The sequence below is a fragment of the Corallococcus sp. M7 genome, from assembly GCF_054512695.1.
In genome coordinates this window covers 4168263-4181366 of record NZ_CM137252.1, presented here as the reverse complement: position 1 = coordinate 4181366, position 13104 = coordinate 4168263, and the positions used below count along the sequence as shown (strand labels likewise).

General features: G+C 65.3%; 8 protein-coding genes. 4 read left to right on the top strand and 4 right to left on the bottom strand.

Annotation, left to right across the window (positions count from 1 at the left end; all coding sequences use genetic code 11):
• Positions 1–52: 52 nt before the first annotated feature.
• Positions 53–1840 carry a hypothetical protein gene (locus ACX114_RS17080; protein WP_459299155.1) on the top strand — a complete coding sequence of 596 codons (1788 nt, stop codon included), beginning with the start codon at positions 53–55 and terminating at the stop codon, positions 1838–1840.
• Positions 1841–1847: 7 nt separating this feature from the next.
• On the opposite strand, the gene ACX114_RS17075 is transcribed toward ACX114_RS17080, so the two are convergent.
• On the bottom strand, positions 1848–2396 hold the full coding sequence (locus ACX114_RS17075) for a hypothetical protein (protein ID WP_459299154.1): 549 nt from the start codon (positions 2394–2396) through the stop codon (positions 1848–1850).
• Positions 2397–2466: 70 nt separating this feature from the next.
• Between ACX114_RS17075 and ACX114_RS17070 the strand changes: the two genes are divergently transcribed.
• Positions 2467–3747, top strand: coding sequence for a hypothetical protein (locus ACX114_RS17070; protein WP_459299153.1), 1281 nt, complete (start codon positions 2467–2469; stop codon positions 3745–3747).
• A 22-nt stretch (positions 3748–3769) separates the two neighbouring features.
• On the opposite strand, the gene ACX114_RS17065 is transcribed toward ACX114_RS17070, so the two are convergent.
• On the bottom strand, positions 3770–5122 hold the full coding sequence (locus ACX114_RS17065) for a S8 family serine peptidase (protein WP_459299152.1): 1353 nt from the start codon (positions 5120–5122) through the stop codon (positions 3770–3772).
• A gap of 174 nt (positions 5123–5296) precedes the next feature.
• Positions 5297–6040 carry an AMP-binding protein gene (locus ACX114_RS17060; RefSeq protein ID WP_459299151.1) on the bottom strand — a complete coding sequence of 248 codons (744 nt, stop codon included), beginning with the start codon at positions 6038–6040 and terminating at the stop codon, positions 5297–5299.
• A 275-nt stretch (positions 6041–6315) separates the two neighbouring features.
• Between ACX114_RS17060 and ACX114_RS17055 the strand changes: the two genes are divergently transcribed.
• Positions 6316–10983 carry a phosphorylase family protein gene (locus ACX114_RS17055; RefSeq protein WP_459300185.1) on the top strand — a complete coding sequence of 1556 codons (4668 nt, stop codon included), beginning with the start codon at positions 6316–6318 and terminating at the stop codon, positions 10981–10983.
• Between the two features lie 112 nt (positions 10984–11095).
• Positions 11096–12130 (top strand): hypothetical protein, encoded by a 1035-nt coding sequence (locus ACX114_RS17050; protein ID WP_459299150.1) that lies wholly within the window; start codon positions 11096–11098, stop codon positions 12128–12130.
• Between the two features lies 1 nt (position 12131).
• On the opposite strand, the gene ACX114_RS17045 is transcribed toward ACX114_RS17050, so the two are convergent.
• Positions 12132–13100, bottom strand: a complete 969-nt coding sequence (locus ACX114_RS17045) for an alpha/beta hydrolase (protein ID WP_459299149.1) — start codon at positions 13098–13100, stop codon at positions 12132–12134.
• Positions 13101–13104 lie beyond the last annotated feature (4 nt).

The following is a 13104-nucleotide window of genomic DNA, read 5'->3' as shown; positions in this document are numbered from 1 at the left end:
ACCGGGCCTCCAGCCAGGGTTCGGTGGGCTTGACGTATAGGCAGGCACCACAATGGCCCACCGCTCCCAGCCCTCCCGTCCTCCCCAGAGTGGGCGCGCCCTCTTCGTGGCGCTCGCCCTCCTCCTCCCGCTGGCCACCGCGTGTGGTGACGAGGAGCCCATCGAGCAGCTCGTCCCCGTCGAGCCCCAGGCCGATGCGGGCGGGCAGGATGCGTCCACCTCGACTCCCGACGCCTCGTGTGCCGGCGCCACCTGCGATGCGGGGACGACCGTCCAGGAGCCGCCCGACGCGGGCCCCGCGGATGGTGGTGCCACGGATGCCGGCGCGGCGGATGGCGGCGCTCCGGATGCCGGTCCGGACGTGCCCCTGCCCCTCCCCGTCACCTTGAGCGCGCAGTCCGAGCTGCTCGTGCGCGGCGATGACTTCGCGGTCCTGCGGGTGGGCGTCGAGCGGCACGAGGGCTTCACCGGCCCCGTCACCCTCGCCGTTCGCGGCCTGCCCTCCGAGGTCTTCGTGGCCGACCGGTCGGTGTCCGCGGACACGAACGCGGCGGCGCTGGTCGTGAGCGTGTCCGGGCGCGTCGGTCCGGGGACCCGCCTCGACGCCACGCTGGTGGCCACGGCGGAGGGCCGGTCCACCTCGCGTCCGTTGCGGATGTTGGTCGCGGGTCCCTCCTTCGCGCTGGACCCCACCTTCCCCGTGGTGCCCCTGGGCTGGACGGATTGGTCTCGGTTTTTCGACGTGCTGCCGGACGGCAAGCTGATCACGGCCTATCCCATCGCCAGCGCCTCCTGGCCGAGCGCCCAGGGCTTCGTACTCGAGCGCCACCATGCGGACGGCATCCCGGACCTGACGTTCGGGATGCTCGGGTCGGTAACGCACACGCGTCCGGCAGTGTCACGCATGCTTGCGTTCAAGGCCCTGCCCACGGGAGGAAGCCTCGTGGCGGGCGCCGCCGCAGACTGCCACGACGGCGACAACGCGACGCCCTGCACCATTCTTGTCTCGCGCCATCTCGCCACGGGCATGCTCGATACGAGCTTCGGAGACGAGGGCGTCGCTTCGACGCGGTTCAGCTCCGCGCCCCGCTCCGTCGTGAAGCTCCTCGTGGACGAGGCGGGCCGCGTCTCGGTGGCCCTGTCGAACTTCGACTACGCCAAGCAGCTGGGCTTCTACGTTGTGCAGCGGTGGGAGGCCAATGGCAGGCCCGTGGCGGGCTTTGGGACCGAGGGGCAGGTGAAGTTCTCGCTCCCAGCGGGTGAGCAGCGCTTCGACCAGCTCCGCGAGGCCCTCCAGCGGAAGGACGGCACCCTCGTCCTCGCCGTCACGCTCTTCGACAGCGGCAGTTCGGGCCTCAACGGGCTGGGGTTCATCACCCTCAACGGAGCGACCGGGGAGACATCATGGCGGGTGGAGAATGGCTCCGCCCTCCATCGGAACGTCACCACGGACGGGCACGGCCGGTTCGTCTCGCTCCTCAACACGAATGCCCCGGGTCATGACCTCCTCGTGCAGTGGTACGACGAGACCGGGACGCGCATCTACTTCGGCACGGGAAGCACCACGATGCCGCCGCGCCAGCTCGCCATCGGCTCGGCCAATGAGCTGTTCTTCGATGGCGTGGGCACGCCCTACACGGTGGGCCAGATCGAGGCGGGTGGAGGGCTGGCGGTGGTGCGCTTCACCCGGCACGGGGCGGTGGACCCGGGGTTTGGAGTCAACGGCCTCGTCCGCTTGGACGCCCGGCTGAACTCCGTGTCTGGCTTCATCCGCGAGCCGAATGGCTGTCTGCTCGCGAAGACGGTGCCGGAGCCGGGACTGGTCCGCTTCTGGCCCTGACGCCCCGCTACTCCGTGAGTCGCGACAGCGCGTCGAAGAGGGGATCCTCGACGAAATGAACCGGCTCGTGGAAGGACTCGGACCTCAGTCCCGGCCAGGCACCAATCCACTGGTAGGGACTGAGCCAGACCGAGCCCTTCGCGTGATCCACGCGCAGCGCGCCCATCAGGCCCCGCTTCCCCTGCATCACGTTCACGTGCACCACGCGCAAGGTGCCGCTGGAGACCCTTCCCAGGAGCCCTCCGGAGGCATCTCGCGCGGAGAGGTCGTGCTCCGACGGCTCCAGATGCATCAGGGGGTCCTTGCAGTAGGTCGAACCGTGAGCATCCACCTTGAAGGCCAGGATGAGGATTCCAAACAGGCCGAAGAGGAATCCGAACATGAACAAACCGGTCACGAAGGCCGTGGTGTCGAATCCCGGCCAGCCTTGTAACAGTCCAAAGCCCACCGAGCACACGAGGGTCAGTGGACCAATGGCCTTCAGGGCCGCCAGGAAGAAGCGCGCGTGGTTCAGCTGCCACAGGGTGTAGCTCTGGCGTTCATGGGTGGAATCCATCTCGCTACGATAGAACGGGGGCCCCTTCCCACGCCGCTCCCTTGAGATGATCCATCCCGATTCCTCCGTCATGGCCCTGCTGGCCCGCGTCTACAACTCGCGCAACAGCTTCTTCGATGCGGAGGGCCGCTACAGCCACCGGATCCCCTCCACCTTCACGGACGCGGAGCATCAGCAACTGCGGGACACCGGTCTGGTGCCCAATGTCTTCATCCAGTGGGGACATGACGAAGCCATCGACAAGCTGCGCCAGGCCTCCGCGAAGGTCGACCTGCGCGCCGCGGCCGATGCGTTCGTGGCCTCGATGGGTTCAGCCGATCTCGCCTGGATGACCGTGCTGCCCGCCGCCGCCCTCGGGCGGGCCATGCCAGTCCACGCCGAAGAGTCCATGCGCGGTGGCAGTTGCAGCGTCTGCTTCTTCGAGGCAGGCGCCATCGACGCCACCCAGGCCGCGTACTTCCGCCACCTGGAGGGCGCGGGCTGGGGTGACGCCCAGCCGGTCAATGGGGTTCTCGCCGTGAGCGCCGCCATCGACAGCCCGCCCTCCTCCTGGCCCAAGCCCACACCGCGGGACGTCTGGGTGTTCCACCAGGTGCTCGACCTGCTGCGCGGTCTTCCCTCCACGGCGCGCTACAGCCAGGCGCGCACCGTGCTCCACAAGGCCGCACTTCTGAGCGCCAACCGTCCCTCGCGCTGCGGGACCGTGCTGGAGGCGCTCGCGTTCATCGGCATCCTCCAGACACCGGAGCACCCGGGCCTGATGACCCGCTTCACGACAGCCATCGAGCGAGACCGCCGACCCTCGGTACGCGTGGAGGTGCCGGCACCGCTGGCCTGGTGGTCGGCGAAGGAAGGCCTCCAGGAGACGCTGGTGGCCACGCTGTTCGGCCATCTCCAGCGGCCGAAGACGGAGCCCACCCCACCGCCAGCAGCGCCCACCGCGCGCCGCAAGACGGCTAGCCCGACCGCCCCCCGGCCCAAGTCCATCCCCGGCCCGCCGACCCCGGGCAGCGTGTACGCCATCCGCTTCCGCGAGGACCTCTGGGGTGCCGCCTACTGCCATGAGGTGCGCACCGACGGCCGGGGCATCCCGCGAGGCCGGATGGAGTACCTCGACCTGCTCTCCCCCACTCCGCCCACGGCGGACGAGGTGGTGGGCATCGGCTTCCGGGATCGGCTGAACGGCGAGCGCTGGCAGACCTGGTGCGGAGGGCTCGACAAGACCACGGGGGTCAAACGCATCGCGGTGGACGTGCCCACTCCCGCGCACCGCCAGCCCGTGCCGGAGCGCATCCCCACGGGAGGTGCTAGCGACCTGCAGCACTTGGCCCAATGGAACTTCAGGTTCTGATCATGCAGTGGGCGGGCCGGGCTCAGCCCCGCAGCATGCGCGGAAGACTCAACACGGACACCGTCTTCGGGGCAGGCAGGGCCTCTTGCTGCTGCTTGAGCAGTTCGCGCGCCACCTTCTTGGCTTCGCCGGGTCTGAGAATGCCGGAGCCTTCCTGCGCGCGAGTCGCTTTCGTGTCTGTGTAGACGCGCGTGTCCGCGAGGACGCTGCTCACCTGCGCTGACGTCAGCCCCATTCCCCGCAGGTCTGTGATGAGTGCTGCCACCTGGGGCGCGGCGTATGAAGTGCCGCTGCCGGTACTCTCTCCTCCAGCCTCCTTGATGTCCGTGCCGTCCGTGGCCATGTCGACGGAGTCATTGGAGGTGGAGAAGTCCGCGATAGATGCCCCTCCTGTCGATGCGGCCACAACGATCGCGCGCTCGTTGAAGAGGACGGACTTAGTGAAGGCATCGCTATAGGTGATGCCCTCTTTGCCGAGTTCCTTGAGGAACGTCCCGTCGTTACCGGACGCGACCACGTAGAGAATACCGTGGTCCTTTTCGAGCTTCTCGACGAGCCCGTCGAACTCCTGCTTCGCCGTCTGCACTGGCTGACTGCTCTGGATGACTTCGGTGACGTGGTTCACCAGCCGCTGGAGGACGGCGTGCTTGATCCCGTCCTCGATTCTTCCCTCATTCGGCTTCTTGCCAGCATCCGTGTACTTCTTCGCCTCCGCGGCTCTCAGGGCGCCCAGGTCCATGCCCAGCGCTGCGGCGAGTTTCTCCCGATCCTCCTTGTTCTCGGCGGGGATGGGATACTCCTTCCCTGCGCCATCTTTGCTTCCCAGCTTGCTGACCGGGTCCTTGGGGTTCCAGATTTGAACCGCGATGAAGGCCGGGCTCATTCGCATTGACTGGTTGATGACCCGGAGGTTGCCAGGGCTCTTGTCGATGGCCTTGAACTCCTGGGTCGTGTTCCGAAGCAAGGAGAGTGCCCGGCTTTCGATGTGATTCTGGAGCTTCTTGGCAGCATTCTGGCCCGTGGTCAGGACGTCAGGCGTGTAGCCGCCTTCTCCACGAATGGTCCGCTGTCGGACCTCCGAAGGCTTCGTGTCGCTATTGGACCGGAGGATGAACTCCACGTTCTGTGAGTGGACTTTACCGTCATCGAAGATGGCTACGGTGTCGTCCTTCGGATCGTTGACCTGCGGCGGCAGACTGCGCTGCGCAGGCGCCGCTTTCTTCTGCGAGGTCGTATCGAAGGAACTGATCGACTGATCGAGGACTTTGGGTTTCTCTTCGACTGACGCTGTCAGGGGCCGGAGGCCAGATGGCTTCGGTTGTGCTTCGGCTCGACGGATGCTCGACGTCGGAACTGCTCCCGGATTGATACGCATGCCGGACGCCCCCTTGAAGGTGCGGCGGGTTTCCGCACCTGCTTTCCAAGAGAGCACGGGACGCGAAGCATGAGGAAGGGAATGGCAGGATTTCCTGCTTCTTTCGTCTTGCGGGTAACGGGGTTTGCAGTTGGCCAGGCGGCGGTCCCAACTGGGTCGATGCGAAGCTTTCGCTTAACCGACAATCGCGTCGCGGAAGATATGGGGCCGGGGGAACTTGGCGCGTTCCAGACGCATTGCCTCATCAAGCTCCCAGGTCTTCTCGGCAGCCCCATGACGAGGAGGGCGCGCCCTCCGTGACAGATAGGTGGGGCTCGCAACGTGACGCGCAGGCCGCGCAAGTTCTGGCTGGGTCCAGCCCACGAAGTGGAGGTTGGCCTGGGTCCCCATGAAAATGATGTCGTCGTCATGCCAGAACACGCCCCGGATGCCGTCGAGGCCCTCCTGCTCATAGGCCTCCACGAACGCGGCGAGCCGCTGGCCCAGCACCTGGCTGGCTCGTGGAGCCCGGAGTGAAGAGCACATGGGCCAAGTCGTCGGGCCCGCGCCACCCGTCACATCCACCGCGTCGCGAGCCGCCAGGGGACCAGGAGCCGCCAGTTGCACGACGTCACCCAGGAAGGACATCCCACCGGGTAGCGCATCCTTGCGCGCGAGGAGCACCCACATCCGGGCGTCCTCCATCATGAACGCCCGCCGCTCGGGGGGATAACCGGGGTCGAGGGGCAGGTACGCCCCAACCGCCTTCAGGATGGCGAGCAGGCCGATGAAGGTCTCCTCCTCCGGCGTACTGTCCACCCAGACGCCCACCATTTGCCCCCGGACCACACCTCGTGCCTGGAGCGTGCGGGCCAGCCGGTTCGCCCGGCGGTTGAGCACGTCATGGCTGAGCGCACCGCCCTCGAAGTGCAGGGCCACGGCATCCGGGTGTCACGCCCCCAGGCGTCGAACAAGGCCGCGATGCCCTTGCGGGCCAGCGTCATGTCGCGCCCCCGGGAGCAGGAAGGAAGGTTCTCGGAAGCAGTCATGCCCGTCCCTACGGAATGTCATCCCGGAATGGGCGGAGGGCGACCGCGTCCTACATTCACGAAAGCGCATGGGAGCGATGTCTCCAGGCGGCCCCGTCAGCGCTGGATGAGGAATGGGGATATCCTTGAGAGCCTCAACGGAGGCCACCACACTTGCGTCGCGTCGTGATCTTGACGGCACTCCCGGTGGAGTACCAAGCCGTGCGGACACTCCTCGAGAAGGTCGAGGAGGTTGAGCATTCTGAGGGGACGCTCTACGAGAAGGGCGTGTTCGGGTCACCCGTTGGGGACTGGGACGTCCTTCTTGGAATGACGGGGAAACACAACGCGCCCGCGGCCGCCGAGACCGAGCGGGCCCTCCAATTTTGGCAGCCCGAGGTCGCCCTGCTCGTGGGAGTCGCGGGAGGACTCAAGGACGTCCGCATCGGAGACGTGGTCGCCGCCGACCAGGTGCACGCCTTCGAAGCCGGGAAGGCGAAGGCGGTGTTCGAACCCACGCCGGAGACAGAGCGCAGCAGTTTCTGCCTGGAAGAGCGCGCGAAAACGATAGCGCGGGACGGCGACTGGTTGAGCCGGCTGGAGCTTTCCCCATCTGAAGAGCCCCCGCGAGCGTTCGTGAAGCCTATCGCAACCGGGTCCCAGGTCGTTGCCGCAACAGCGTCGGACAGCTACGTGTTTCTGCGAACGCAATATGGGGCTGCGCTTGCGGTCGAGATGGAAGGGGGTGGCTTCCTGACCGCGGCCCGCCGCAATCCGAAGGTCAAGGCGATGGTGATCCGGGGCATCTCGGATCTTGTTGATGGCAAAAGCGAAGCCGACGCGGACGGATCCCAAGAATTGGCCTCCCGGCATGCAGCGGCCTTTGCCTTCGAACTCCTTGCCCAGTTCAAGGAGTCTTCGGACGCTGCGCGCGGCAAGAACGAGCCAGTGGCCGCCGAGTTGATGGATTCGTTGCGTGAGAAGACCCGACAGTTGCTGAGCTGGCCACAGGTGCTCCCGGGCGAGCAGTGGATCGAGCGCCCGGAATTGGAGCGCCTGCTTCAGCGAACCGAGGAAGAACTGAGCAGCGCAACCCTCATCCTGGGACGGCCTGGAAGCGGTAAGTCAGCCCTGCTCGCTCGCCTCGGAACCCAGTTGGCTGGACGCGAAGGCGTCGTCCTCGTTGCGATCAAGGCGGACCGGCTCCCAACCTATGTCGACAGGCATGAAGCGCTTCAGGAGTGGTTGGAGCTTTCCAAGCCACTCCATGAGGTCCTCAAACAGCTCAGCAAGTCGCGGAAGGTGGTCTTGCTGGTCGACCAACTGGATGCGCTCTCGGAGCTCGTGGACCTGAGCACGGGCCGGCTCAATGTGCTGATGGGCCTGCTGCACAGGCTCGCGGAGACACCCAACCTTCATATCGTGGCCTCGTGCCGGGACTTCGAGTTCCGGCACGATGTCCGGCTGCGCAATTATCAAGCCAGTGTCATCGAGCTTGAGCTTCCCGCATGGAGCACGGTGGAGTCCGTGTTGAAAAAGGCGGGACTTGATTCGGCGCTCTGGTCCAAGGATGCATGCGAGGTGCTCCGCACGCCGCAGCATCTGAAAATCTTCCTGGAACACTTCAAGAGCACTCACGCGCCCTTTCCTTCGTACCATGCCATGCTGGAGCAGTTATGGCAGCAATGTGTCCTGGACGCGAAGAGTCCCGGGCTTGATGAACTCGTCTCCGCCATTGCCGCGGGGATGACGGACAACGAGCAGCTCACGCTTCCCGCAGCGCGATTCGACAAGCAGCGGGACAAGGTACAACAGTTGCTGCGCGCGGGCCTCCTCTTCGAGGACGGGGCTCAGCTGGGCTTCACCCATCAGACCCTCTTCGAGTTCGCCCGTGCCCGGGTGGTCATCTCTGGACAGGAGCATCTCGACGATTTCGTGCTGCCTCGCCAGGACACGCTGTCGATCCGCCCCAAGTTGTGGAGCTGCTTGATCTATCTGCGGTCAGCGGGAGAACGGCCCTACCGGGACGAGTTCCAGCGGCTGTGGAATGCCCCCACGCTGCGCTCCCACCTCAGGGCCCTGATGATCGATTTCCTCGGCCAGCTTGAGGTGCCTGCCGAAACCGAAAAGCGCTGGTTCCGCTCGGTCCTTCAACAGGAGGAGTGGCGCGAGCGAGCGCTGGGGGCCGCTGCAAACAGCTCTGGATGGTTTGAATGGCTGGCGCGATTGCAGCTGCCACACCTCATGGCCGCGAACCTGGAAACCTCTCGGGCAGTCCTCCCTGTGTTGATTCAGGGCTGGCGTTCGAATCACGAGAAGGTGCTGGAGTTCATCGAGACCTACTGGTTGGAGCATCCGGAGAAGCATCGGCTCGCGCTGGCGGCGTTCCAGCAGCTTGGTGTCTGGAGCGAGCGATCCGTGCGCGCCGTGGTGAGGATTCTCCGTCAAGGATCTGTGTCTTCGGCGGAGGTGAACAATCTAGCCGCCCTCATCTCCGAGCACGCCCCTCAGCTTGCGCCCCGAGTCATCGCAGCCAGCCTGGAGCGGCAAGTGGAGGAAATCTCCGCAGCGAGTGAGGATGATTCCAAGGTCATCCAGGCGTGTGAGCAACTCCTGGTGTCTCGCAGAGATTGGTATTCGGCGCCGGACATCGCGGACGCCACACCTGCCGAGTATCTCGACGCGGTCTGGCCCTCGTTTGTCCGCCTTCTAGAGCGTTTCGGGGCGAAGCCCCATCCTTTCGTGACGGAGTATCCCAGGAGTCGGCTCCACCTATCGTTCACGCCTCGAGAAGTGGGTCAGGCAACACTGTTCGGCTCGATTCACACGGCAGTCCTCGGCACCGCGAAGCGCGAACCTACGCGATTCCTCAAGCTCATCCACGAATGGAGTCGCAGTCAGGTCCTGGATGTTCACCGCTTGCTTGCCCAGGGATTGCGCCATGTGGCCGAGGCCAACCCCGGGGAGGTGCTTGAGTATCTCCTCGGAGACCCTCGCCGGCTGATCATTGGAGGATATCCAGATCCGCATTCCGACAGCCGGGCCCTGATTCGGCTCATCGCGCCGCAGCTCGCCTCGGCGGACCTTCTTCGTCTGGAAGGAGTCATCAAGACATGGCCGTACTACTTCGGACAACTTCCCCCTGCGAGCGGTCAGGATCTGCTCAGGCGCATGAAGGGAGAGCGGAAACACCGTTTGCATCTGCTCTCAGCGATTCCAGACGAGACGCGCTCGCCAGAGACGCGGGAATTCGTTCAAAAAGAGCTGCTAGCACTGGGGGCACCCGAAGAGCCCAAGCATGAGTCCCCGAGGCTCACACCCATCCGGAGCCCCATGTCCTCCGAGCAGATGGCGAAAGCACATGATGACGACATTCAGGGACTCTTCGACGAGTTGACGGATGAGACCGAGTGGGACCATCCCCGCCGGAGTCTTCTCGGGGGCAGCATTGAGGCGGCACGAGAGTTCGCCGCCTTTGCCGTCAAGCACCCGGACAGGGCCATCAAGCGGATGCGTAGATTCAGGCCCGGGCATCAGGAACGTCCGGTCGCCTACGCGTTGGCGGAGCTCTCTCGGGATGGCCATGACCCTGCCCAATTGGTCCAATGGGTGGTCGAATTCAACGCGAGTGGTTTCCACTCTGACGAATTCCGCGCAAGCGGAGCCCGCGTGCTCGAAAAAGCCGCGGACAGCCTTCAGGGACTTGACGACTCCTTGATGTCGCTTCTTGCATCCTGGCTGAAGGATGCCGTGGCCACGCCTACCTCGGATGAGGTCTGGGATGAAGACTCGACTCCAAGCGCAAGGCCAACCCCACTGTTTGATGAAACGGGAATCTCGTTTGAGGTCCCCGAGGGAAACTATCCCATTCTGGAAGCCATGTTGACGGGATACATCTCACGCAATCCACCCATGGTGGAACAAGCGCTTTCCGTCCTTGAGTCGCACCTCAAGCGTCAGGAGCAGACGGAGGTCTGGGAGGGACTGTGCTTCCATCTCATCGACCTTCTTCCTCACATTCATACCGAACGGGCTTGGAGGTTCTTGAGCGAGTTCTTCGCAGCCCAGCCCAAGGTGCTCAGCTCTCGCGGAGGCGTTTATCTGCTGGCCAGCATCAGGTGGAGAACGCCCCCGGAACTGCTCCACCCCTGGGTGGAATCCGTCAAGTCCATGGGTTGGAAGCTGGGTAACCAGGCCTTTGGCGAGTTGGTCGCACTGACCGCCACCATGAACAGCCAGGACTGGGCGAAGCAGGCGGCGGTTGGAATCCTGACAGGGAACGGCATCGCGGATGCGGATTGCCGTCAGCAAAGACTCGGATTGGCATTCGTCAGTTCTGCTCTCTGGCGCAAACCCGGCTGGCGCAAGAAAGTCACCGACCTGTTGATCGCGCTCATCCCAAGTGCGGACGACGATGTCGCGACTGCCATCATGGATACATTCGGTGGGGCCGACGCACTCCTGGATGATCCAGAGACGCGTCGCGTCCTGGACGCGATCGTGAAGCACCCGGATGTACTGCGCGGCGGTTCCTACGCGCTCGTCGAGCAACTGGTGGATTGGATCTCCGTCGACCCGGAACTGACCTTGCAGGTGTGCCAAGCCATGGTCGATCAGATCCCCCGTGTCCCGAATTCTGCCATCCCCATTGGAGAGCTCATTAACCTGGCGCTAACACTCGAGCGGCAGGAGGATATCCGCCCCGCAGGACTCAATCTCTTCGAGCGCATGTGTCAGGTCGACACCCTGCGCCATTGGGCGGATGAGGCACTGCGCGAATCGGATGGACGCATCGGCAAGAGCGGGAGAGTTCCCCTGCATCGGCGTCCCTCACACCGCCGGCGCAGGAAGTAGGTCCGGCATGGCTGGCATGCGTCAGGCGCGGCATTTCTGAAGGTGAGTCACTCTCCCGCGCAACTTCCGCCCGCCGTCCGGGTTCATGAGGGCTTTCCTGGAGGAATTCCCCATGAAGCGAAGCGGAACGACGCAGTTCATCTGGACGTACGCGGTGTGGGCCCTGGGCAGCGCGGGATGTGGACACCCGGAGGACACGCTCGACTCTTCCGAGGAGGTGACCTGGGGAACGTCCCAGGCCGCCCTCACCGTGTACGAGCAGGCCGCGCAGGACACGGCCAACAACGCGGCGGGCTGCAAGCCGCTTGGGAACTTCTATTGGGAGATCGGCAACGGAGCCGGACCTATTTACGGCCTCACGAAAGGCAGCGGCGTCACGGCCACGACAGTGATGCCCATCGCGTCCGCGAGCAAGTGGCTGTACGCCGGGGCCTACGTGCAGTCCAAGGGATACGCGAACCTCACCTCGGATGAGAAGAAGCGGCTCAACTTCACCAGCGGCTACATCGACGAGAACACCACCCTGTGTGACGCCGCCGGGACGACTGTCTCCACGTGCTACGGGCCTTCCTTCAAGGACGTCACCTGGCGCCCGCTCCAGACCGGCCGCTTCTTCTACAACGGCGGACACATGCAGAAGCTGGCCCTGGATGACATTGGCGCGCGCAGGGGCACGGGCCTCCTGAGCGTCATGGACTGGCTCAATCCCTTGCTGGGCACCACCTTCCCGGAGTCCGACAGCGACGTCGCCGTGGCGGGTGGATTCTCCGGCAGCGCGGCGCAGTACCGCGTCTTCCTGTTGAAGCTGCTCAACAACCAGACCGCGCTGTCCTCCAAGCTGACCGTGGACTCCGTTCCCGCCTGGCCGGGAGGCCCCGACGTGGCCTACACGCCGTGGTCCGGCGCGGGCGAGGCGTACTACGGGCTCGGCCACTGGATTGAAGGACAGACCGTCAGCGGCACCTGGACCGTGACGGGCCACTCGTCCGCGGGGGCGTTCGGCTTCTATCCGTGGGTGAACGCCGCCAGGACCCGGTACATGGTCCTGGCGCGCAGCCGTCAAATCGGCAGCGAGGAGGGCGAGAAGTCACGCGCCTGCGCCCAGGCCGTCCTCAAGGCCTACGAGACGGGCGTGGCTCAACCCTGAGTCACGGAGTAGCACCCCGGGCGAACATCCGGCCCAGCCAGGCATCGCGCGTCGAAATGCAGGCGCGCGCCACGTCCGACTGGGGCGCGATGTCATAGAAGCCGTGGAAGGCTCCACCCCAGACGTGCAGCTCACACTCCCCTCCTGCCGCCAGGATGCCGCGCGCATACGCGATGGCTTCATCCCGGAACGTCTCCCCTGCCGCGACGTCGATGAAGGTCGGCGGCAGTCCCCGCAGGTCCGTGGCACGCGCGGGCGCGGAATAGGGAGACACGTCCGGGCCTCCACAGTGCTCGCCCAAAACCGCGCGCCACGCCGTCAGGTTGCTGGTGCGGTCCCAGACTCCGACGCCGTCATACCGGTGGGCGGACTCCGTCTCGTTGCGGTCGTCCAGCATCGGGCACTGCAGCAGCTGCCCCAACAGCCTGGGGCCTTGCCGATCCCGGGCGAGGAGCGTGGTTCCCGCCGCGAGCCCGCCGCCGCCACTCCCGCCGAAGATGACGAGCTGGTTCGGATCAAACCGCAGCCGGTCGGCGTTCGCCGCCATCCACACCAGCCCGGCGTAACAGTCCTCCACCAGGGTCGGCGCCGGGTGCTCGGGCGCCAGCCGGTATTCCACCGTCACGCAGACCGCGTCATGACGGAGCGCCCAGTCCACGAGCGGCTTCGCGCCCGCGAAGCGGGTCCCCATCACCATCCCGCCGCCATGGATGTGATAGACGGCCGGCCCCGGAACCGAATGGCCCTGCCGGGCAATGACGGAGACCGTGATCTCCGCGCCCTGATAACCGGGGATGCTGTAGTCGACGCAGTGGACCTTCGCGTCCCCCAGCAGGTCCTCCCGCGTCACCCGGCTCAGGCCACGGAAGTGCTCCAGCTGCGCCAGCGTCATCCGCCGGGGCACATACCCCTCCAGCGCGGGCAGGAGCGCGGCCAACTGAGGGTCGAAGTCGATGGGGAGAGTGCTCATCCTC

Bases quoted from the DNA above. Each gene is read 5' to 3' on its own strand.
- ACX114_RS17080 (WP_459299155.1), top strand. From the start codon at position 53: ATGGCCCACCGCTCCCAGCCCTCCCGTCCTCCCCAGAGTGGGCGCGCC.
- ACX114_RS17075 (WP_459299154.1), bottom strand. From the start codon at position 2,396: ATGGATTCCACCCATGAACGCCAGAGCTACACCCTGTGGCAGCTGAAC.
- ACX114_RS17070 (WP_459299153.1), top strand. From the start codon at position 2,467: ATGGCCCTGCTGGCCCGCGTCTACAACTCGCGCAACAGCTTCTTCGAT.
- ACX114_RS17065 (WP_459299152.1), bottom strand. From the start codon at position 5,122: ATGCGTATCAATCCGGGAGCAGTTCCGACGTCGAGCATCCGTCGAGCC.
- ACX114_RS17050 (WP_459299150.1), top strand. From the start codon at position 11,096: ATGAAGCGAAGCGGAACGACGCAGTTCATCTGGACGTACGCGGTGTGG.
- ACX114_RS17045 (WP_459299149.1), bottom strand. From the start codon at position 13,100: ATGAGCACTCTCCCCATCGACTTCGACCCTCAGTTGGCCGCGCTCCTG.